We start from the raw sequence: 22,360 nt of genomic DNA, 5'->3' as shown, positions 1-22,360 counted from the left end.
GCTTTTGTAATTAAAACTGCCTAAATAGTTACTAGCCTGGCGACCATGAACACCTCGCGCCACCCACAAGTCCACACGCCCGCTACAACTCGCCCAGGTTCCACCACTCGAAAAACCGACTCACACCGAGCCCTTATCGCCGGAATCCTCGCCACCACCGCATTGGCTTTCACCGCCTGTTCCGCACAGGGAAATAAAGCGGCGACTGACCCGGCTAGCGCTGAGAATGCTAATGCCGAGGGCACCGCTGCTGACGCAACCGCTGCAGAGACCACCACCATTACGCAGACTGAAGATGGCATGTCCGATGAAGACTCTGGCGACATGCCAAACCCAACCGGTTCGGCACCGGATCAGGATGGCAATACAACGACGACGGAGACTGGAGGCACGTCGACGTCGTCAAGCGAAGACAGCGAAAGCGGAGGAGGCAGCAGACTTCGTCAGGACATGACCGCTGAAATCTACAACAACCCCACGCCGGGATCCACCTTCACGGCGGATGGAGAACAGGCGACTACCTGCATCTATGGCGATGGATACGCCGTCAACCTCGTCGCGGCGGGTCCGAGTACCAGCTGCGACTTTGCCAAAGCGGTATTCAACGAGCAGACCAAGAGGCTAAACGCCACGGAGGACAACATTCGCGACCACCTGCAGTCAAATATCAAGGCCAAGAGCCCCGCGACCGGAAAGACCTACGACCTCCGCTGCGGCATGCAGGACGACGTTGTCGTGTGCACCGGCGGCAACAACGCAAAAATCTACATGCTCTAGCGCACCGTGTGGAGGTCGACAGTCGGAGCAACTGCTGGCCGCCGGCTGCAATCCGCCGAGGAGAATCGCAACAATCGAGCAATCTCCCGCCTAGAGTGAAACCATGACTGTTTCCCGCTTGCGCCCCTTCGGCGAGACCATCTTCGCCACCATGTCCCGCCTCGCTACCGAGCACGAGGCAATCAATCTCGGGCAGGGCTTCCCCGATTGGGATGGGCCGGCGGAGGTACTCGCTGAGGCGCAGCATCAGATAGCCAGCGGAAATAACCAGTACGGCCCCGGCCGCGGCATGAAGGTGCTCCGCGAGGCCATCGTCGCTGACCGCGCCCACCGCACGGGGCAGGTCTACGACGCCGACACCGAATGCCTGGTCACCGTCGGCGCCACGGAAGCGATTGCCGCCACCGCCTTGGGGCATCTCGAACCCGGCAGCCACATCATCATCATCGAGCCGTACTACGATTCCTACAAAGCCGCCATCGCGCTGGCGAACTGCACATATACCGCAGTGCCGCTCATGCCCACGGTCCCGGGCACGACGCGCTCCTGGTCGCTCGACCGCAGTGCGCTTGCCGGTGCCGTCACCACTGAAACGGCCATGATCATCATCAACTCGCCGCACAACCCCACCGGCACCGTCCTCACAAACGAGGACTTGCAGGCCATCGCCGATGTCGCCACCGCAAACAATCTGCTCGTGCTTGCCGACGAAGTCTACGAACGCCTGTACTTCAACGGATTGTCACACTCTTCCATCAGCGCCCTGCCCGGCATGCGTGAGCGCACCATTGTCGTGTCCAGCGCCGCAAAAACCTTCAACGTCACCGATTGGAAGATTGGCTGGGCGCTCGCCCCGGCCGAGTTACTCGATGGTGTGGTCAAGGCCAAGCAGTTCTTAAGTTATGTCGGAGCCACTCCCCTTCAGCCAGCCGTCGCCCGCGGCCTGCAGGAATGCGCACCGTGGGTGGATGAGCTGGCGGGCCAACTCGAGGGCAACATGCGCCTCCTCGCCGATGGCTTGGAGAGTCTTGGCGCCACCGTCTTCACACCGCAGGCAGGGTATTTCGTCGTCGCCGATGTCTCGAGTTGGGGGCTTGGCGACGCCCTGGAGACCTGCACCCGCTTGGTCAAGGAATGCCGCGTCGCGGCCATCCCCGTTACCGCTTTTGTGGATGACCCGGAGTCAGAAAAATACCGCTACCTGGTGCGATTCGCTTTCTGCAAGCGCGCCGAGGTAATTGAGGAGGCTATCGCTAGGCTGCGGGATTATCTTGCCGGTCGGTCTTCTTCCTAGATGCGCATCCGCTGGTCAGTCTGCTTGCAGAGCTGTTTACTGGTCGGCCTGCTCCTGACCGGGCTGCTTCTGACCAGCCTGCTCCTGACCAGCCTGCTTCTGACCAGCCTGCAGCTGGCGCATCTGGTTTAGCGGCTGAATGATCCGCTCCCAAATCCGGTCGACCTGGCGCACGAGATCTTCCTCGGTACCTGAGTTTTCCAGCACCACATCGGCGAACTGCAGACGCTTGTCATCACTGATTTGCTTAGCGATACGCTGCTTCGCATCCGCTCTATCCACCCCGCGGCTTGCCACCAGGCGGTCGAGGCGGACCTCCACCGGTGTGTGCACAACCACGACGAGGTCCTGAGCTTCCGACTGCCCCATTTCAATCAGCAGCGGCGAGTCAAACACGATGATGGCATCGCCTGCCGCGTTGAACTGCTCTTCTGTGCGCTGCTCAATACGCGGATGGGTAATGGAGTTCAGCAGCTCCGTCTTCTCCGCGGACACGAAGGCCCGTTTCGCAAGTTCGCCGCGGTTGAGGGAGCCGTCGTCAAGCAAAATGTCCTCGCCGAAGGCTTCGGCGAGTTCGGCTAGTGCCGGTTCGCCGGGTTCGACGACATCGCGGGCGATCTGATCAGCGTCGATGATGACGGCACCGAGCTCGGCAAACCTACGAGCGACCGTAGATTTTCCACTGCCCATGCCACCGGTTAGTCCTACTTTGAGCATGTCTTTAAGACTACGTGGACGCGCGTAACTCCGCGGCAGCACTTAGGCTGAGAGAGGTTTTATAGAACGCTCCGGAAAGCAACGGATATGGTGTATTACAGGAGTTTTAGGAAACACTTACGCTCTATAAGCACTGGTGGTCTGGTCGCGATGGCTGCTATCTCGCTGGGGTTGGGGTCGGCAAATGCTCAGCCGCTTACGCATCCAAGAGTTCCCACTGCCAACCTTGCGGGAACGGCAGAGAGTTTTGATTTCGCGCGAGACATGCCACTGACAGTGAAGATTCCCGGCACCCCGGGCCGCTCTATCACCATCCCGCCGGAGCTGCTGGAGCTTAGCGAGAACGGTTCATCGTATCTCAATGCTCTACAGCGGTGGCGAATTACAGCTGAAGATGCGGTCAGCGCTGCAGCAATCGCCGCGGACTATCTAGGAGATCAGCAGTCTGTCGAGGCGGCATTGACCACACTTTCACCAACGCGCGCCAACGAAGTGCGACATACCCTTGCCACAATTCACAACCCTGTAGCGACGCCTAACTTTGACGACCCATCCACCACAATCGTAGTGCTTGGCAATGGTTTGGATGAAAGCGGCCGCGTCCATCCTGAACTCGCCGCCAGGCTAAAAGGCGGTTTGGTACTTGCCAGACAACACCCATCCGTGAATATCATTGTAACTGGCGGAAACACCGGCTACGGCTACAACGAAGCCGAGGCGATGAGCAATTGGTTGGTCCGCCACGGCCTTAGCCCTCAGCGCATTATTAAAGAAGAGAATGCCTGGTCAACGATCAGTAACGCCTGGCTGAGCCAGCAGGTATTGGACAGTCACGGCATTTCCCCTTCTTCCCTTGTCGTCGTCACCTCGGAATACCACATTCACCGTGGTGTGGTCGATTACTGCCTAGCCTTCGGCCCTGATGTAAACATCTCGGGACTAGGCACACGAGCTGAAACTGACCTGTCGGATGCCGAACTGCGAAATAAAACCTATAGGGATGCCGTCGCTTGGTACATGCTCCCCGATGCTGTGAAGGCCGACGGCCTGCCACCCTTCTTCGGTCAGAATCCCGATTGGAAACCCGCGACGGAACCCGACCACTAGGCGCCTAGTGAATCCGGACCAGATCCTCGATTCGGTGACCTTCCTCAACAGGATCCGGATTGACTGGCCCCGGAGCGGTACCATTACCGAACGGGCTGCCACCAAGGGCTTCACGGCCGTGCGGCTGGAGCAGGTCGGAGAGATTCGGACCCTTCGGGACAATGCCAAGCGGATTGAGGTCGCGATGGACCTCGTAGTAATGGCGCTTGATGTCGACGAAGTCAGTGGTGTCACCGAAGCCCGGAGTCTGGAAGAGATCACGCAGGTAGTTGTATAGAACTGGCATCTCGGAGATCTTATTCTGGTTGCACTTGAAGTGGCCGTGGTAGACGGCATCGAAGCGGATGAGGGTTGTGTAAAGGCGAATGTCAGCCTCGGTGATGTGATCACCCATGAGGTAACGGCGGGTCTCTAAGCGCTCAGAAACCTTATCGAGGGCGCTGAACAGTCGGTCGTAAGCCTTGTCATAGGACTCCTGCGAACCCGCGAAGCCACAGCGATAGACGCCGTTATTGATTTCGGTATAGATGAACTGCATGAGCTCATCCATTTCCTCACGCATCTCCTCCGGGTAGAGATCCGGGGCGCCGTCGCGGTGAAACTCGGTCCACTCGGTCATGAAATCCAAGGTGATCCAAGGGAAGTCGTTGGTCACAACCTCGCCCGATTCAATTTCGACAATCGCCGGGACGGTAATGCCCCGCTGGTAATCAGGGTAACGCTTGAGAAATGCTTCTTGAAGACGATCATAGCCGAGCACTTCGTCGCGGCCATTTGGCCCCTTGTCGAAAGTCCAGGAACGAGCATCGTGAACCGGTCCTGGAATACCGACCGAAATTGCATCTTCCAGGCCGAGCAACCTGCGAACGATAAGCGTGCGGTGTGCCCACGGGCACGCACGAGCCGCAACAAGACGGTAGCGCCCGGCTTCAACGGGCCACGTCTTAATCCCCTCGCCTACCTCGCGACCGTTCTTGACAATGCGGTCATTGATATAGCGAGTGTCGCGGTTAAAATCCTTCCCTTCCTGGGAGTACACACCGCCGGTGGAATGGGAGGAATCCTCTACCTGATTAGCTTCATTCTTTGTTGTCATGTCACCAATCATATGGGTAGGCAGACAGGCTGTCAACGGCGGTCAGGACAGGCAGAGCCACCAAAATCGACAGGGACACCAGGGCCATTAGGACGGCTTGCGCTTCGCCAGCGGCCGGTTACTATGCAGCAAGCCACTTCTGGTGAAGCACAAGCCCGCCTTAGGCAACAGCGGTGCCACCTTCATCGCCCGAAGCCCCAACACCAGGACCAAAAATGCAACAAGCACCCAAGTCACCTCTAGAAAAACAGGGCCGAGCAGGTGCCCGTCGTAAAGCAAAGAAAGCACGAAAAAGCCCCAGCGAGGAAAACCTCGCCGGGGCGATTTCTCAAAGGGCCGTATAAGCCCTTAGCAATCTAGCTTAGTTGCCGGCCAGCTTCTCACGCAGAGCAGCGAGCTGCTCGTCGGAAGCCAGGGTGCCGCCAGCGTTGTCTGCAGCCGGTGCGGCCGGAGCAGCCGGAGCTGCCTCGCCGGACTCGGAAGAGTAGTTCGAAGCGGTCTCTGCAGCCTCGGCAGCTGCAGCGCGGTGACGCTCGATCTGGGCAGCGTGCAGCTGGTGGTGACGCTCTGCCTCTGCGTAGCGAGCCTCCCACTCTGCGCGCTGGGTCTCGAAGCCCTCCATCCACTCGTTGGTCTCCGGGTCGAAGCCCTCCGGGAAGATGTAGTTGCCCTGCTCGTCGTAGGAGTCGCCCATGCCGTACTTGGTCGGGTCAAACTCTTCGGTGAAGTCCTCGTCAGCCTGCTTGAGGGACAGGGAGATACGACGACGCTCGAGGTCGATGTCGATGACCTTGACCATGACCTGCTCGTCGACGGAGACAATCTGGTCCGGAACGTCGATGTGGCGGGAAGCCAGCTCGGAGATGTGAACCAGGCCCTCGATACCCTCTTCGACGCGGACGAACGCACCGAACGGAACCAGCTTGGTGACCTTGCCCGGAACAATCTGGCCGATTGCGTGAGTGCGGGCGAAGACGCGCCACGGGTCTTCCTGGGTAGCCTTCAGGGACAGGGAGACGCGCTCGCGGTTCAGGTCGACCTCGAGAACCTCGACGGTGACCTCGTCGCCAACCTGGACAACCTCGGACGGGTGGTCGATGTGCTTCCAGGACAGCTCGGAAACGTGAACCAGGCCGTCAACACCGCCGAGATCGACGAATGCGCCGAAGTTGACGATGGAGGAAACGACGCCCTTGCGGACCTGGCCCTTCTGCAGCTGGTGCAGGAACTCAGAGCGGACCTCAGACTGGGTCTGCTCGAGCCATGCACGGCGGGACAGAACGACGTTGTTGCGGTTCTTGTCGAGCTCGATGATCTTGGCCTCGATCTCCTGGCCGATGTACGGCTGGAGGTCACGGACACGACGCATCTCAACGAGGGAAGCCGGCAGGAAGCCACGCAGGCCGATGTCGAGAATCAGGCCGCCCTTGACGACCTCGATGACGGTACCGGTAACCGGCTCGTCGTTCTCCTTGAGCTGCTCGATGGTGCCCCAAGCACGCTCGTACTGAGCGCGCTTCTTGGACAGGATGAGGCGGCCTTCCTTGTCTTCCTTGGTCAGGACCAGCGCGTCGATCTCATCGCCAACTTCGACCACTTCGTCAGGGTCGACATCGTGCTTGATGGACAGTTCGCGGGAAGGAATGACACCTTCAGTCTTGTAGCCGATGTCGAGAAGAACCTCGTCGCGGTCAACCTTAACGACGGTGCCCTCAACGATGTCACCATCGTTGAAGTACTTCATCGTCGAGTCGACAGCGGCCAGGAAATCCTCAGCGGTGCCAATGTCGTTGATGGCAACCTGAGGGACGTTAGAAGTGGACATATAAGATGTGCTCCGAAGCGGATAGAAATCGAAAAACGGACAATTTCGGCCTTGCCCCTCAAAGAAACTCCTGGACAACCGGGCCAAATCCGCTTTCGGCGAATCTCGCCATTGGCAATTAGTTAACCCGGTGTCCTTGAAGCTCGAGGCTGCAAAGTCGGCACGCTAATGCATACCTAGCGAACAATACCGATTTGAGCTGCGACATTCAAGTTCGCAACTCATGCCCGGCAAGTCCGCAAAAGGTCTGCCGGCCGCGACCGCCGCCCCGCCTCCGCACCACTAATGCGCAGCAGCATCCCAGTTCACACCAGCACCGATGGAAACATCCAGCGGCACCAACAATTCAGCCGCCGAGTCCATCTCACGATGCAACAGCTCCTTGATGGCCGCCTCTTCCCCATCTGCAACCTCAACGACCAGTTCGTCATGAACCTGCAGGAGGACACGTGAGCGCAACCCGCCTCGTCGTAAAGCATCGTCGACCCGGAGCATCGCGATTTTAATAATGTCTGCCGCCGACCCCTGGATCGGCGAGTTCAAAGCCGCGCGTTCCGCGTTATCGCGAGCAATGCGGTTGTCGGCGTTGAGTTCCGGCAGGTAGCGGCGCCGATCGAACATCGTGGCCGTAAAGCCGTCCTTGCGCGCCTGCTCAACAACTTTGTGCAGGTAATCGCGCACGCCACCAAAGCGCTCGAAGTAGTCCTCCATGAGCTTCTTCGCCTCGCGCTGCGGGATATCGAGCTGCTGCGCCAGACCAAAAGCACTCAGACCGTAGGCAAGGCCGTAGCTCATCGCCTTGACACGACGACGCAGCTCAGGCGTGACCTCATCGATACCGACGCCGAAGACCTTCGAGCCGACGTAGTTATGCAAGTCCTCGCCCTGCCGGTAGGCCTCAATCAGCCCTGGATCCTGCGACAAGTGCGCCATTACACGCATCTCGATCTGCGAGTAGTCCGCGGTGATCAGCTGCGCATAGCCATCGCCCACCACAAACGCCTCACGAATCCGTCGCCCGAACTCCGTGCGCACCGGAATATTCTGCAGATTCGGCTCCGTCGACGACAGGCGCCCCGTCGCAGCGACCGTCTGATTAAAGGTCGTATGAATACGGCCATCATCAGCGACAGCCTTAATCAGCCCCTCGACGGTTGACTTCATCTTTTGCGACTCGCGGAACTTCAGCAGGTAGTCCAAGAACGGATGCGGGTTGACCTTCGCCAACCCCTCAATTTCCTTCGCCGCCGTGGAATAGCCCGTCTTCGTCTTCTTCGTCTTGGGCATCCCCAGCTGGTCAAACAGCACTTCTTGCAACTGCTTCGGCGATCCGAGATTCAGCTCAGGCTTATCGACGAGGTTGCGAGCCTCACTCTCCGCCTCATCGGTAGCCGCCTGCGCCTGCTTGCGAAGCTCCTCGAGCGCATCAACATCCACAGCGATGCCGGTACGTTCCATCCGGCCCAACACTGGAGCAAGCGGAACTTCCAAGTCGGCGTACACGCTGTAGAGCCCGGCCTCATCGAGTTCGACAGCCAACCGCTCCGCCAGGTCGATGACGGCGGCGACATGGGAAGCATCCTCGGCCGGACCGTCGAGCAGAGTCATCTGACCGTCGGCCTGCGAAAGAGTCTGCCCCAGGTGCCGCTGGACGACGTTGTCCAAGCTGTAACTGCGCTGGCTCGGGCGCAATAGATACGCAGCCAAGAAGGTGTCGTGGATAACCCCTGCCAGTTCGAAGTCGTAGTTCCAGAGTGCGTGCATGGCCGACTTACAGTCATGCACGAGCTTCGGGTGGTCGCCAGCGAACCACTCACGCAGTGTGTCGGCATCTTCGGCGGATAGCTCGCCGAGGTCGAGAGAAACGGCCTGACCAGAGGTCTTGCCCTTCTCATCGGCGGAGCCAATCATCAGGGTGTGCTCCCCGACCTGCAATGCGGTCGGCTCGTGCAAATTATCGAGCCAGGCAGCCAGGGCGCCGTCGTCAAGCGAGACAGCCTCGAGCTTTGTCGCGCTGTCACTGGTGGAGGCGGTGACGCCCGCACCTTCGATAGAAAGAGTGCGGAAGACGCGCTCGCGGAGGTTATCGCCGAATTCGAGGCGGTCGAAGAAGTCGATAATTCCCTGGGCATCAGCGGGACGGAGCTCGAGCTCGTTCGGACCGTATGGCAAGGGCAGGTCCTTGACCATTTCGGTGATGTCTCGGTTCAGCTGGACATTTGCGACGCGCTCGCGGAAGTTGTCGCCGACCTTGCCGCGGATTTCGTCGGCGTGATCGATGAGGTTTTCCAGTGTGCCGTACTGAACAATCCACTTGGTCGCGGTCTTCTCGCCGACCCCCGGAATGCCCGGGAGGTTATCGGAGGGGTCGCCGCGGAGTGCCGCGAAGTCCGGGTACTGCGTCGGTGTCAGACCGTACTTCTTCTCAATAGCCTCTGGCGTGAAGCGATGAAGCGTAGTGACGCCACGCATTGGATAGAGCACGGTGGTGGTGTCGTTGACCAACTGGAACGAGTCGCGATCGCCGGTGACAATGAGAGTTTCGAAGCCCTCGGGCTTGGCCTGGGTAGCCAACGTCGCGATGATGTCGTCGGCCTCGTAGTTGTCCTTTTCCAGCGTGACAATGCCCATCTCTTTCAGCACCTGCTGAATAAGTGGCACCTGACCACGGAATTCCTCAGGAGTCTTCTCACGCTGGGCCTTATACTCCGGGAAAATCTCGTTACGGAAGGTCTCGCGAGCGACGTCGAATGCGACCGCCACATGCGTGGGCTTTTCCTCGCTGAGGATATTGGACAGCATGGAGAGGAAGCCGTACACCGCGTTCGTTGTCTGCCCACCTGTGGTTGAGAAGTTATCCACCGGAAGGGCAAAAAACGCGCGGAAGGCCATGGAATGACCGTCGATAAGCATGAGGGTCTTCTTCATGACATCCCAGTGTAGGAAAATATTGAACAGCGTAGGAAAACTGAGATCCGCGCTGGTATACGCGAGCTACGGAGGATGAGTTGTTGGTCGGCCTGCTTCAGTGAACAATAATTACGGTAATCAAGCGGCATTTTGAAAAGCGCTCAAACGCCCCTTAGTCCACTTGAACAATGCTTCGCAAGGTTACGCCCCCTAAGCGTCGCTTGGCGCTTGGTTGCAGTTTCCGAAATGCTGTAACCCAAATTCAAGATTCGCTTTATTTTTCCTGGAGTTTTTCCATATTTTCCAACCTTTGTTCAACAACATGCATAGAACCTGCCCCAAATGAGGCGTCTAGAAATTACCCCCTCTTTGAGGTGGCCGCGAAAACATATCGCCACGTCCTGCGCGTGCACTTGAAAGCAATTGGCGAAGTTACGCTTTCATGGCTTTAGACTCGTCAGCATGAGTGAGTTCGATTCGACCAATTTCCAACGGAGTGCCCATTCCACCCGCGAGCGCATTATCGCGGCTGCAGCTCGGCACTTCGCGCGCAAGCCTTTGCGAAGCGTGCCACTGAAGGAGATTGCCAGCGATGCGGGTGTTAGCGCGCCGCTCATCATCAAGTACTTCGGCTCCAAAGAAGGTCTCATGGCCGAACTGATTGACTTCAGCCAGTTCGAAGGCGCGCTCCGCCGAGCCCCCTTCAATGAACTTGGTCAGCGGATGGCCAGCGCTATTTTGACTGGTCAAGGAATGGCCGGACAGTCCATGATTCCGCTGATTGTCGGATCCCTTGACTCCAAGGAAACTGCAAAAGTCATCGCCGAACGGTTCAATGAAGCTATCGCCGACGACTTGATTCACCGCATCGAAGAAGACGGCCCAGAGGACATCAGCCACGAAACTGCTGTGTACCGTAGCCAGATGGTTGTTTCCCTCTGCGTCGGATACCTAGTTCTTTCCGATACCGGTTTGATCGACGAGGCCAACGCGCCGAAGATCTCGGTGGAGGCCCTGGGGAGCTGCCTGCAGCAGATTATCGAGCACGGCTAAGGTCCGAGCACAGCTCAACAGCTCAGGAAGCAGCTCCACCGCCCATCACCCACCACCCACCGCATACCGCCTACCCCTGCGTAACTCACTAGATTGACAGCGCCGCCCCAGGCGCTGCTTTTTTATTTTGTGTCCTTAATCGCAGCCAGAAGCCGCTTATACACACGCGGAAATATGCCTCTTCTCAGGTGGAAGACATACAATGGCCTGCGATGTCTACTGAAAATACGAGCGCTCCTGGCGCAGAGTCGACCACGCTGCCGACCACGAGCCCCTACTCCGAAATCCCGAAGCCAACCCCGCTGGGCGTCCTCGCCAATGCGGTGCGTGGTGGCCTCATTGGTCTCGCCGAGACTATTCCAGGTGTCTCCGGCGGCACCCTTGCGCTAATCACGGGCATCTACGGACGCCTGATTGAATCGGCAAAGCGCATCACCGACCTGCCGCGGGCGATCTCCAAGGGCACCTTCAAAGAGGACCTACGCAGGGTTGACTGGTGGCTGCTCATCCCAGTGGCTATCGGCATGGTTGCCGTAGTCTTCTCCATGGCCGGTGTCATGGAGGACTTTGTCACCAACCAGCCAGTCGCTTCCCGAGCACTGTTCATGGGCATGATCGCCGCCTCAATCACCATGCCACTGAACGAGCTGCAGCCGGGTGCCCTGCGTCAGCCGGGTATGCGAGGCAAGGCCATCGCAGTCTTCCTGTTTTTCAGCGTCGCTCTGTTCGCGCTGACTTCCCTACCGCAGGCCGCACCGACACAGCCACCTCTGTGGCTCGTGCTCATCGCCGCTTCGATTGCCGTGTGTGCGCTGGTCCTGCCGGGCGTTTCCGGTTCCTTCTTCCTGTTGGTCATCGGTCTCTACGCACCGACCATGGGCGCAATTCATGACCGTGACGTCGCCTACATCGGCACTTTCTTCGTCGGCGCACTGATCGGCATCGTCCTGTTCATCCGCCTCCTCGAATGGCTGCTGAGTACACACCAGGCGCTCACGCTGGTCGCCATGTCCGGACTCATGCTCGGTTCGCTGCGCGCTCTCTGGCCGTGGCAGACCGAAAACAACGAGCTCCAGGGCATCGGCTCCGACTGGGGACTCGCCCTCGGACTGTTCATTCTCGGCGCCGCAATCGTCAGCGTCGTCGCTTATGCGCAGCGCCGTTTTTCTAATTCGGGGTCGATGGACTAAACTAGTCAAAGTCGCTTCGATAGAGCATTTTCGCTTATCGACGGCTTTGCGCCCCTGTAGCCCAATTGGCAGAGGCAACGGATTCAAAACCCGTCCAGTGTGAGTTCGAGTCTCACCGGGGGCACGATTTCAAAACCCGCTTTCACCTGGTGTTTAGCCTGGTGGGGGCGGGTTTTTGCTTGGGTTAGTATTCACTATCTTTCACTCTTTTTCACGCACTTTCACGGGTATTTTGAGCCAAAAATGCACCACGAACGCACCACACAATTGCGCCGTAAAGCAGTACGATTTCCGAACTCAAGAGTTCGGCTGTGAAATCGTACTTTTCGAAAACAGTATCGTTGCCTAGCCCCGCCTTGTAGGCATGAAAAAACGCCCCGCCAGCCAAGCCGTTCGAGAAAACCGAACAACTCAAACTAGCGGGGCAAAGATTCTTGACTCATTCCTCGCTCGGTGGATTCCGGGCCGTCGGTAGCGCCTGCGAATCCCCAACAATCCCGGTCAGTCTCGCCAAGTCCGGCTGCGGTGCGAAGCGTCCTGGGTTTAGTTCCGCTTCTTTTACTGCCCTGTACTAACCGGCTGGGTGAGATAGTACTCAGTTTCTATCTCTTGTGGGGCAGCGTAGTCCAATGCTTCGTGAAGGCGCTTGGTATTCCACCAATGCACCCATCGCAAGATGACCAGTTCGACTTCTCCGACCGACGTCCATCGGCCTTGGGCATGAATGAGTTCCACTTTGTAGAAACCGTTGACTGTTTCGGCCAGAGCATTGTCATAAGAAGCGCCGACTGTTCCCCCACTCGGGCGAATTCCAGGCTCAGATAAAGCCGTGGAATATTTCAATGACACGTACTGACTGCTCCGATCACTATGGTGAATCAACTGGTTGCCATTAATCCGCCCCAGCAGTCGTTAACGCATGCTCCAAGGCCTCCATCGGTACGCATCGTCGAGCGAGTAGCAACACCAACAATTTTCCGGCTGAAGACATCAACGACAAACGCGGTGTAGACGAATCCGGACAGGGCGCGAACGTAAGTAATATCGGCAACCCAAAGCCTGCCCGGTCCGTGTGCACGAAAGTTTCGCTGCACCAGGTCCGGGCGATGATCCGGTGCCTTCGGGCTGATCGTGGTGACCGGGGTTCGTCCACGTCTGCGGCCTTTTCCGCCTCCAATGCCGCCATGCGCGCAACCGCTAGGTCACGCGTTAAAACAGCCAAGACGGTTTCCGCTTCACCAGCAGCCGTTCAGTGTGCAGCAAATGCATTCTGGTGAAGCGGAAGCCGTCCTTTTGCAGCATGCATCCAAACGGGCTCTGGCCAATTGGCGTCATCAACAAACGAAACCCGCTGCTACAGGTTATCCACCGCGTACTGAGCTTCCTCCGCGGTAAACTGCTCGCCATATTCCGACGTCAGCTGCTCGTAAATCGCATCCGGGGACATTGCCATCGAATCCTGGTAAGAGCGCGCCTTTTCCAGTGCATTTTTATTCCAGTCCACTTCAAGGTTGTCCATTGCATACTGGGCAGCCTCCGGCGAGAACTTCTCGCCATATTCCGAGGTCAGCTGGTCATAGATGCCGGCCTTGGACATGTGCATCAGATCCGAGTAGCTCTTGGCCTTTCGGAGAGCATTCTTGTACTCGGTCGGAACCTTCTCATCCTGCTTATCCTGTTTTTCCTGCCCCTCCGCCTGGTCCTGCTGCCCCTCTACAGCAGCCCCAGGGTCCTCAGCGATATCGGCATTCTCAACAGAGCCAGAATCAGCCGCAACTGCAGTATCCGAACCAAAGAGAGACGCAGCTTCAGAATCGGAGCCCGAATCAGCATCGCCGCCACCGGTCAAGCTGGCCGCCACAGCGAGGACCACAACAGCACCCGCGGCGATACCGCCCCACTTGAAGCAGCCACCCTTCTTCTTTTCTTTCGGTTCCGGAGACACCTGCCCAGCCGCCGACGGCCCCTGCGGGTAGGACTGCTGGCCGAGCGGATCCTGCGGGTTGTGCTGGTAGGACTGCTGCCCCAGCGAAGCCTGCGGATTCTGGGAGCCATACGTCCCCTTGGAACCATATGACCCCTCGGGGCCATACGGGTTCTGTGGGCCCTGCGGGTTCTGAGGGAAAGTGGAATCGGACATCGTAAGAAGCCTCCTATGTAGAAGTTGCAATAAACGAACAGCTCTCTGTCGTCAGTTGGAACTATCTCAGCAACCCCGGATTCGATCCTCCGCACTACACAAATATTTTCGATTCACGAACCATAAGACGCCGCTGAAGGTAAGAAAAAACCAGGCCTTGCCCACAAAAACAGGGCATGGACCTGGCTAAACTCTCTAAAACCTAGCCTTCAACCTTGGCCAGCGCTTGCTCAATGTCGGCGATAATATCGTCAACATTTTCCAAACCAATGGACAGCCGAACAAGACCAGGGGTAATTCCCACCGCCGGAAGCTGCTCATCCGGAACCTGGCGGTGCGTAGTGGAAGCCGGGTGCAGCACACAGGAACGGGAGTCGGCCACGTGCACCTGACGGGTCACCAGCTGCAGCGCATCCATGAAGGTCGTACCAGCTTCACGGCCGCCCTTGAGGTCAACCGTGACCACGCCGGAAGCTCCGTCGAGGTACTTCTGAGCAAGCTCGTAGTATGGAGAAGATTTCAGGCCGGGGTAACGAACGTCGTTAAGCAAATCCGTGCGCGATTCGAGGTATTCGGCGACCTTCAGTGCGTTCTCGCAGTGACGACGCATGCGAACGTCGAGACTTTCGAGCGACTGATTCAGCATGAAGGCTGAGTGAGCAGCTGGGTACGCGCCAAAGTCGCGCTGTAGCTGCATGCGCGCCTTAATGACGAACGGCGCGACGGCGTAGTCCTTGGTGTACACGACGCCGTGGTAGGACTCGTCGGGCTCGGTAAAGTCGGGGAACTTGCCGTTGGTGAAGTCAAACTTGCCAGAGTCGACGATGACGCCGCCGACCTGGATTGCGTGGCCGTCCATGTACTTAGAAGTGGAGTGGACGACGATGTCTGCGCCGTGCTCGATGGGCTTACACAGGATCGGGGTGGCGAAGGTACTGTCGACGATCAGCGGTACCCCCTGGCCGTGGGCGATGCGGGCGAACTTCTCGACATCGAGCACACTCATCGCCGGGTTGGCGATAATTTCACCAAATAGCGCCTTGGTGTTCGGCTTGAATGCTGCGGCGATTTCCTCCTCGGAGGCATTCTGATCGACGAAGATCGCCTCGATACCGAAGCGCTTCAGAGTGGTAGCGAAGAGGTTTGAGGTACCGCCGTAAATCTCAGAAGAGGTGACAAACGAGTCGCCCGCGGAGCACAGGTTCATGATTGCGAGTGCAGTTGCCGCCTGGCCGGAAGTGGTAGCCATTGCTGCGGCGCCGCCCTCAAGGTCAGCGATTTTCTCTTCGACAGCCATAACCGTTGGATTGGCGAAGCGGGAGTAAATCAGTGCGTGAGTTGGCTCGTCGAAGACCGCAGCGATGTCGTCGGAAGAGTCGAACGTGTAGGTCGTCGACTGAATGATCGGCACCTGACGTGGGTCTTTATTGCCTGGAACGTAGCCGGAGTGGATGAGCTTGGTCTGATCTTGCATGGGACGAAATGGACCTTTCAATCGATTGAATTCTGATTATAGAGCGCGAAGTGGCGCAATCTGAGCTTCAGCAGAAAGGTTCCGCCCCCGCCCCCAACCGCCGGTTTTATTTTCCACCCCACCGTCCATATAATGAGATACCAATCCCGTATAGCAAGACAGGTTTAGTTTTTACGCACACCACTACGTATCAGCGGCCAGCCTTGCTCCCGGCTTTGCGCACTGCCCACCAGCAGCTCTCGCCGCGGTCGAGTTTTCTCAAAGTACAAAGTACTCAGTACTCAACACGTTTTGGACTGTCATCATGCCTGCTGCGAATTCTTCCTCTAGCTCATCCGACCACACTGCGAACGCGAACTCCGCTAAGACGCCGCTTCACGCCGTGCCGGAGGACACCGCCCCCACAGATCCGTCGTCCATCACAGATGCGGAAATCTTCGAGGCACACCGCGGCGGTAAGCTCCGCTCGCACTCGACCATGAAGCTCGAGACGATTCGCGACCTCTCCATCGGCTACACCCCAGGTGTCGCCCGTGTCTGTGAGGCCATCCACGAAGATCCGGCCCTGGCCCGCACCTACACCTGGACCGGCCAGAACGTCGCGGTGATCTCCGACGGCACCGCAGTCCTCGGCCTCGGCGACATCGGACCCAAGGCTGCACTGCCAGTTATGGAAGGAAAGGCCCAACTCTTCGAGCAGTTCGCCGGTATCTCCGCGGTGCCAATCGTCCTGGATACCCTCGACACGGAGGAAATCATCCAGACGGTCAAGGCGCTGGCACCGTCGTTTGGCGGGGTGAACCTCGAAGACATCTCCGCGCCTCGCTGCTTCGAGATTGAGCAGCGTCTCGACGAAGAGCTCGATATTCCCATTTTCCACGACGACCAGCACGGCACCGCCATTGTCATCGCCGCCGGCCTAATCAACGCCTGTAAACTGACGGGCCGCAGCTTCCAGGATCTCCGCGTGGTCATCTCCGGCGCTGGTGCCGCTGGTGTCGCTGCGACGAAGATGCTGCTGTCCGCTGGCGTGTCCGACATCGTTGTCGTCGATTCGCGCGGCATCATCCACCCGGACCGCGAGCCGCTGAGCGACATCAAGCAGTGGGTCGCCGCCATGACCAACCCACGTGGCATCACCGGCTCGATCAACGATGCGCTTGTCGACGCTAACGTGTTCATCGGCGTCTCTGCCGGCCGTATCGGCGAGGATGCGATTAGCCAGATGGCCGCCGACCCGATTCTGTTCTCGCTGGCCAACCCGAATCCTGAGATTCCAATGGAAATCGCTCGCAAGTACGGAGCCGTCGTGGCCACCGGCCGCTCGGATCATCCGAACCAGATTAATAATGTGCTGGCCTTCCCGGGTCTGTTCCGCGGCGCACTGGAGGCGGGCGCCAAGCGGATCACCGAGGCCATGAAGCTGGCTGCTACTCAGGCGATTGCAAATGTCGGTGTAGAAGACCTGAGTGCCGACCGCATTATCCCGTCGGCGCTGGACCCGCGCGTCATGCCGGCCGTGGCGAAGGCTGTCCGCGATGCTGCGCTGAGCGACCCGGCCTCCGGCGCGGTCGGCGCGCTCGATGTCACTGGCAATGGTTTTGCCGCAGCTGAAGCTAACTAGGAAACCGACACTGCCTATCCTCTGGGAAGCCTGAAAAGTGTGCGGTTTTCCTACACCAGCCTGAAGCGCAGCTGAATAGGGGTACCGAAATTTAAGGTATTAGTGAGCCTGGGTAACATATTCAGATATGAAAAGACCCATCGCATTGGCGGCTGCCACGCTGATTGCGACCTTGTTCTTAGGGCTTACAGGCTGCGTCACCAATGACGAAAGCGGTAACCCCGAGGGCTGGTCGGAGATTAAACCGGCAGCGGTCCCCGAACTGGCGAAACAGGTCCCGGCAGATCTTCGTAAGCGCGAAGTGTTACGCATCGGCACCAACCCCACCTTCGCCCCGGCAGAGTTTAAGGATTCCGCCGGTTCCATCATCGGCTTCGACATCGATCTCATCCGAGCCATGGCCAGTGTCTTGGACCTGAAGATTGAAATCCAAGAACAGGATTTCGCACTGATTCTGCCGGCCCTGTCGGCCGGCGCAGTCGATGTTGGCGCATCCGGCTTCACCTCAAACGAGGAGCGCCGCAAGACTTACGACTTCGTCGACTACCTGGATACCGGCCTGCAGTGGGCGCGCCGCCCGGGCAGTGACGCGAGCTCCGAAAACTACTGTGGCAAGACTGTCGCTGTTCAGCGCAATACCGTCGCAGATATGGACGATTTGCCGGTAAAGAACCAGGACTGTCTGGATCGTGGTTTGCCACCAATTAACAAGTTGGCCTACCAGGATGCTGGTACCGCCGCTACCACTGTGGTGCTGGGGCGTGCTGATGCATTGGCCGCTGACTCACCAGTCAGTGCCTACGCAGTCAACCGTTCTGAAGGCAAGCTCGAACTTGCCGGAGATATCTACGATGGTGCCCCGTTCGGCTTCGCTATTCCGAAGGATTCAGAACTCGGCCCAGTGCTGCAGCAGGCACTGCAGTACCTCATCGACAACGGCCAGTACAAGCAAATCCTGACCACATGGGGTTTGGAAGACGGTGCTTTGGAACGCGCCACTATTAACGGAGAGGAACTTTAAGTGAGCGACTCATCTGCGTCTGGCGCCCGCTACGAGGCCACACAGGCGGAACTCAACGAAGAAATTAAGGCCAAACCGCTGCCGCACCCGGGTCGCTGGATTACCGCAGCGATTCTGCTGCTGCTCTTCCTGTGGTTCATCATCGGTGCCGCCCGCAACGAGGCCTACCACTGGGATGTTTACTTCCAGTACCTGTTCGACACGCGAATCGCCGCTGCCGCTGGCTGGACCATTGCTCTTACTGTCCTGGCCATGCTTATCGGCATCATCGGCGGTGCCATCGTCGCAGTGCTCCGCATGTCGGAAAACCCCGTGCTGTCCACAGTTGCTTGGTTCTACCTGTGGGTTTTCCGAGGAACGCCGGTCTACGTGCAGCTGGTCTTTTGGGGTCTCCTCGGCACTATCTACTCGACGATTGACCTGGGCGTTACCGAGGTCGACCTCAGCACCATCCTCTCCAATACCTTCGTGCTGGCATTCGTCGGTCTCGGTCTGAACGAGTCCGCATACATGGCTGAAATTGTCCGTGCCGGCATCCAGGCTGTCCCAGAGGGCCAGACCGAGGCATCGAAGGCATTGGGTATGAGCTGGTGGCAGACCGTCCGCCGCACTATCCTGCCGCAGGCTATGCGCATCATCATCCCGCCAACCGGCAACGAGTTCATTTCCCTGCTGAAGACCACTTCCCTGGTCATCGCGGTGCCGTTTTCGCTGGAGCTCTACGGTCGCTCCACGGACATCGCCAACGCGTTGTTCCTGCCGGTGCCGATGCTGCTTGTCGCCGCCACCTGGTACTTGGTCATCACATCAATTCTGATGGTCGGCCAGTTCTACCTTGAGCGTTACTTCGCCCGCGGCGCCACACGTCAGCTCACCGCCCGCCAGCTGGCCGCGCTTGCCGATGCCGAAGGTGTGCCACTTGCTAATACTCGCGTTGTCGATAAGGACGAAGAGCACTTCTACCGAGAGGATCCGCAGTAAATGACTACCAAAGATTTGATGGTTGAGGCCCAAAAGGTTCGTAAGAACTTCGGCCGGCTCGAGGTCCTCAAGGGCATCGACCTGGAGGTTCCACGCGGTACGGTTACCTGCCTCATTGGCCCTTCGGGCTCCGGCAAGTCCACACTGCTGCGCTGTATCAACCACCTGGAGAAGGTCAATGCAGGCCGTCTCTACGTCGATGATTCCCTGATTGGCTACCGCGAAAAGAACGGCAGCCTCTACGAAATCTCTGCGGCCGAAGCTGCCCGTCAGCGTCGCGACATTGGCATGGTGTTCCAGAACTTCAACCTGTTCCCGCACCGCACGGTGCTGGGAAATATCACCGAGGCACCAGTGCTGGTAAAGGGTGTCTCCCAGGAGCAGGCTGAAAAGCGTGCCATGGAGCTGCTGGAGACTGTTGGTCTGGCTCACAAGGCCGATGCTTACCCTGTTCAGCTCTCGGGCGGTCAGCAGCAGCGTGTTGCCATTGCTCGAGCTCTGGCCATGGAGCCGAAGCTAATGCTCTTCGACGAGCCGACTTCCGCTCTGGACCCGGAGCTCGTTGGTGAGGTTCTCAATGTCATGCGTGGTTTGGCCGATAAGGGTATGACCATGGTCGTCGTGACGCACGAGATGGGCTTTGCCCGCGAAGTCGCCGACCAGGTTGTGTTCATGGCTGATGGCGTGGTTGTGGAAAAGGGCACTCCGGATGAGGTGCTGGGTAATCCGCAGCACGAACGCACCCGCAACTTCCTGTCTTCGCTGTTGAAGTAATAACCGTGGAAGTAACAGCAACGAGAGGCTGGAAGGCGGAACAGCAAGCCTAAGCACCAAAAGTTGCGGAGATACCGCGAATCAAGGTGACGGCCGCACCGGTAGTAGCCAGAATGACCGCAAGCTTTCGGGCTTGCATAATGGGCACTCGTCGAGAAACGCGAGTGCCCAAAAATATACCCACAACCATGGCAGCCAGACACAGTGGCCAGAGCATAACCGGGGTGGTGGCGAAGACGGAGACGTCGGCGCTGACTTCCTTGAACAGCAAGGACAATACGCCGGAGACAAAGAAAAGCGGCTGCAAGGTGGCCGCAAACGTCTGCGCTGGCCAACGAGAGGCCTGCGCGTAAACGGTAATGGCTGGACCCGCGATGCCGGCCAGCGTATTCATAAAGCCACCGGCCACGCCAGAGGCGACGGCGTACTGTGGGCCGTCAACACGCATGCGCTGAGGCATAAACGATGTCACCAGCAGCGCGAGCAGAACCAGACTACCTACCAGAACCTGGAGTGGCCCACTGGGAGTGTTGTGAACCACCCAGGCGCCTGGCAGCGCCCCTAAGGACATCACCGGACCAATCAGCCAGAACTTCTTCCAGTCGACGTTTTCCCGCACCGAGACGGTCTGCATGACCGCATTGACCGATGCGAGCACGTTGATAATCAAAATACCTGCTACTGGACCTGCAATCAGTGAGAGAACCGGGCCTCCCAGCAGGCCGAGTCCCATGCCGGCTACTCGCTGCATCAGTGCCCCGATGAAAATCGTTGCCACGATAAAGACAAAAGCCCACACTGATAACTCCATGGGAGGGAGTTTACAGCGTGGGCTTTTTGGCTACTCGACGGGCGGGGTCTCCGGGGATCCGTCGTAAAGCGGAGACGTTAGCGGAATCTTTAGCGGACTAGATGACGCCCTGAGCCAGCATTGCGTTAGCGACCTTCTTGAAACCTGCAATGTTGGCGCCGAGCACGTAGTTACCCTCGTGATCGTACTCAGCTGCGGTGGTCTCGCAATTTTTAAAGATGTTGGTCATGATGCGCTTCAGGCGCTCATCGGTGTAGGAGAAGGACCAAGAATCGCGGGTCGCGTTCTGCTGCATCTCCAGAGCGGAGGTAGCAACACCGCCAGCGTTGGCAGCCTTGCCCGGTGCGAAGTAGACACCGTTGGACTTAAAGACCTCGATAGCCTCCGGGGTGGACGGCATGTTTGCACCCTCGGCAACGAAGCGACAGCCGTTTTCGACCAGCAGCTTGGCGGACTCGCCACTCAGCTCATTCTGAGTTGCACACGGCAGTGCAACATCGGCCTTGAGCTCCCAGATGTTGCCACCCTCGTGGAACTCAGCGCCCTCAGCCTCGGCCACGTACTCGGAGACGCGAGCACGACGAACTTCCTTGATCTCCTTCAGCAGCTCGACGTCGACACCGTTCGGAGTGGAGACGTAACCGGAGGAGTCAGAGAAACCGACGACGGTAGCGCCGAGCTCCTGAGCCTTCTTGATGGCGTAGATGGCGACGTTACCGGAACCGGAAACGATGACCTTGGCACCGTTGATGTCAGCACCGTTGGCCTTCATCATCTCTTCAGTGAAGTAAACGCAGCCGTAACCGGTGGCCTCGGTACGAACCAGGGAACCGCCCCAAGTCAGACCCTTACCGGTGAGAACGCCGGACTCGTGCTGGTTGGCCATACGGCGGTACTGACCGAACAGGTAGCCGATCTCGCGGCCGCCGACGCCGATGTCACCGGCCGGGACGTCACGGTACTCACCGATGTGGCGGTGCAGCTCAGTCATGAAGGACTGGCAGAAGCGCATGATCTCCAGCTCGGACTTGCCCTTCGGGTCGAAGTCGGAGCCACCCTTGCCGCCACCGATTGGCAGGCCGGTCAGGGAGTTCTTGAAAATCTGCTCGAAGCCCAGGAACTTGATGATGCCAAGGTTCACGCTCGGGTGGAAGCGCAGACCGCCCTTGTACGGGCCCAGCACAGAGTTGAACTGAACGCGGAAGCCACGGTTGACCTGGACCTGGCCCTGGTCGTCGACCCACGGCACGCGGAAAATAATCTGGCGCTCCGGCTCACACAGACGCTGAACCAAGCCGAAGTCTCCGTAGTGTGGATCCTTTTCCAGGACGACCTTCAGGGACTCCAGAACTTCTGCCACTGCCTGGTGGAACTCCGGCTCACCGGCGTTTCGGGTAAGAATCTGGTCATAGAGTCCCGAAACCTTCTGCTCGATATTCAAAATAAACCTCTCTGCGAAACCATTATGGCGCCCACGAAGAACATACCGTCAGCGGTTGTATACCACTTCTCGGCTGCCGTAACTCGGTGGCACAGGTTGTGTGCACAAGGACTGGGCAACTGTAG

17 protein-coding genes, 1 tRNA gene and 1 pseudogene are annotated in these 22,360 nt (G+C 58.3%); 10 read left to right on the top strand and 9 right to left on the bottom strand.

Annotated features, from left to right (window positions below; all coding sequences use genetic code 11):
- The first annotated feature begins 45 nt into the window (after nucleotides 1-45).
- A complete protein-coding gene (locus ADA16_RS00280; protein WP_048758318.1) occupies nucleotides 46-777 on the top strand; it encodes a hypothetical protein in 732 nt (243 codons plus the stop codon).
- Between the two features lie 103 nt (nucleotides 778-880).
- On the top strand, nucleotides 881-2,071 hold the full coding sequence (locus ADA16_RS00275; RefSeq protein ID WP_048758317.1) for an aminotransferase class I/II-fold pyridoxal phosphate-dependent enzyme: 1,191 nt from the start codon (nucleotides 881-883) through the stop codon (nucleotides 2,069-2,071).
- A gap of 36 nt (nucleotides 2,072-2,107) precedes the next feature.
- Here the strand turns inward: ADA16_RS00275 and coaE are convergent, their stop codons facing one another.
- Nucleotides 2,108-2,788 (bottom strand): dephospho-CoA kinase, encoded by a 681-nt coding sequence (coaE, locus tag ADA16_RS00270; RefSeq protein ID WP_082150613.1) that lies wholly within the window; start codon nucleotides 2,786-2,788, stop codon nucleotides 2,108-2,110.
- Between the two features lie 150 nt (nucleotides 2,789-2,938).
- On the opposite strand from coaE, the gene ADA16_RS00265 reads away from it, so the two are divergent.
- Complete coding sequence (locus tag ADA16_RS00265) at nucleotides 2,939-3,895, top strand: YdcF family protein (RefSeq protein WP_161797578.1); 957 nt, start codon at nucleotides 2,939-2,941, stop codon at nucleotides 3,893-3,895.
- A 4-nt stretch (nucleotides 3,896-3,899) separates the two neighbouring features.
- Here the strand turns inward: ADA16_RS00265 and ADA16_RS00260 are convergent, their stop codons facing one another.
- From ADA16_RS00260 to polA, 3 genes are all read right to left on the bottom strand, one after another.
- Nucleotides 3,900-4,991 (bottom strand): glutathione S-transferase family protein, encoded by a 1,092-nt coding sequence (locus tag ADA16_RS00260; RefSeq protein ID WP_239659280.1) that lies wholly within the window; start codon nucleotides 4,989-4,991, stop codon nucleotides 3,900-3,902.
- A 361-nt stretch (nucleotides 4,992-5,352) separates the two neighbouring features.
- Complete coding sequence (rpsA, locus tag ADA16_RS00255) at nucleotides 5,353-6,816, bottom strand: 30S ribosomal protein S1 (RefSeq protein WP_005510285.1); 1,464 nt, start codon at nucleotides 6,814-6,816, stop codon at nucleotides 5,353-5,355.
- Nucleotides 6,817-7,098: 282 nt separating this feature from the next.
- A complete protein-coding gene (polA, locus tag ADA16_RS00250) occupies nucleotides 7,099-9,729 on the bottom strand; it encodes a DNA polymerase I (protein WP_162837140.1) in 2,631 nt (876 codons plus the stop codon).
- A 459-nt stretch (nucleotides 9,730-10,188) separates the two neighbouring features.
- Here polA and ADA16_RS00245 point away from each other — a divergent pair, with 459 nt between their 5' ends.
- From ADA16_RS00245 to ADA16_RS00235, 3 genes are all read left to right on the top strand, one after another.
- A complete protein-coding gene (locus tag ADA16_RS00245; protein ID WP_048758312.1) occupies nucleotides 10,189-10,779 on the top strand; it encodes a TetR/AcrR family transcriptional regulator in 591 nt (196 codons plus the stop codon).
- A 212-nt stretch (nucleotides 10,780-10,991) separates the two neighbouring features.
- Nucleotides 10,992-11,969 (top strand): DUF368 domain-containing protein, encoded by a 978-nt coding sequence (locus ADA16_RS00240; RefSeq protein ID WP_048758311.1) that lies wholly within the window; start codon nucleotides 10,992-10,994, stop codon nucleotides 11,967-11,969.
- 50 nt (nucleotides 11,970-12,019) lie between these two features.
- A tRNA-Leu gene (locus ADA16_RS00235) sits at nucleotides 12,020-12,093 on the top strand.
- Nucleotides 12,094-12,527: 434 nt separating this feature from the next.
- On the opposite strand, the pseudogene ADA16_RS11075 reads toward ADA16_RS00235, so the two are convergent.
- The 3 genes and pseudogenes from ADA16_RS11075 to ADA16_RS00220 form a co-directional block, all read right to left on the bottom strand.
- Nucleotides 12,528-13,147: pseudogene (locus ADA16_RS11075) on the bottom strand (IS3 family transposase); the annotation flags it as partial.
- Nucleotides 13,148-13,323: 176 nt separating this feature from the next.
- Nucleotides 13,324-13,914, bottom strand: coding sequence for an Ltp family lipoprotein (locus ADA16_RS00225; RefSeq protein WP_048758349.1), 591 nt, complete (start codon nucleotides 13,912-13,914; stop codon nucleotides 13,324-13,326).
- Nucleotides 13,915-14,311: 397 nt separating this feature from the next.
- The gene (locus ADA16_RS00220; RefSeq protein ID WP_048758309.1) at nucleotides 14,312-15,583 is read right to left on the bottom strand and encodes an O-acetylhomoserine aminocarboxypropyltransferase/cysteine synthase family protein; all 1,272 of its coding nucleotides are present in this window, start codon (nucleotides 15,581-15,583) and stop codon (nucleotides 14,312-14,314) included.
- A gap of 304 nt (nucleotides 15,584-15,887) precedes the next feature.
- On the opposite strand from ADA16_RS00220, the gene ADA16_RS00215 reads away from it, so the two are divergent.
- The 4 genes from ADA16_RS00215 to ehuA all read left to right on the top strand — a co-directional run bounded on the left by ADA16_RS00215 (nucleotide 15,888) and on the right by ehuA (nucleotide 19,983).
- Nucleotides 15,888-17,207 carry an NAD(P)-dependent malic enzyme gene (locus ADA16_RS00215; protein ID WP_048758308.1) on the top strand — a complete coding sequence of 440 codons (1,320 nt, stop codon included), beginning with the start codon at nucleotides 15,888-15,890 and terminating at the stop codon, nucleotides 17,205-17,207.
- Nucleotides 17,208-17,334: 127 nt separating this feature from the next.
- Nucleotides 17,335-18,228 carry an ABC transporter substrate-binding protein gene (locus tag ADA16_RS00210; protein WP_048758307.1) on the top strand — a complete coding sequence of 298 codons (894 nt, stop codon included), beginning with the start codon at nucleotides 17,335-17,337 and terminating at the stop codon, nucleotides 18,226-18,228.
- A gap of 63 nt (nucleotides 18,229-18,291) precedes the next feature.
- The gene (locus tag ADA16_RS00205) at nucleotides 18,292-19,209 is read left to right on the top strand and encodes an amino acid ABC transporter permease (RefSeq protein ID WP_414629635.1); all 918 of its coding nucleotides are present in this window, start codon (nucleotides 18,292-18,294) and stop codon (nucleotides 19,207-19,209) included.
- A complete protein-coding gene (gene ehuA, locus ADA16_RS00200) occupies nucleotides 19,210-19,983 on the top strand; it encodes an ectoine/hydroxyectoine ABC transporter ATP-binding protein EhuA (RefSeq protein WP_048758305.1) in 774 nt (257 codons plus the stop codon). It begins immediately after the preceding gene.
- A gap of 49 nt (nucleotides 19,984-20,032) precedes the next feature.
- Here the strand turns inward: ehuA and ADA16_RS00195 are convergent, their stop codons facing one another.
- Nucleotides 20,033-20,794: a sulfite exporter TauE/SafE family protein gene (locus tag ADA16_RS00195; RefSeq protein ID WP_048758304.1), complete on the bottom strand. Its 762-nt coding sequence runs from the start codon at nucleotides 20,792-20,794 to the stop codon at nucleotides 20,033-20,035.
- A gap of 97 nt (nucleotides 20,795-20,891) precedes the next feature.
- Nucleotides 20,892-22,235, bottom strand: a complete 1,344-nt coding sequence (gene gdhA, locus ADA16_RS00190) for an NADP-specific glutamate dehydrogenase (RefSeq protein WP_048758303.1) — start codon at nucleotides 22,233-22,235, stop codon at nucleotides 20,892-20,894.
- Nucleotides 22,236-22,360: the final 125 nt, after the last annotated feature.

The organism is Corynebacterium vitaeruminis (assembly GCF_001054325.1).
Lineage (GTDB): Bacteria > Actinomycetota > Actinomycetes > Mycobacteriales > Mycobacteriaceae > Corynebacterium > Corynebacterium vitaeruminis_A.
The sequence above is the reverse complement of the archived record's forward strand: the minus strand, read 5'-3'. Positions and strand labels throughout refer to the sequence as shown.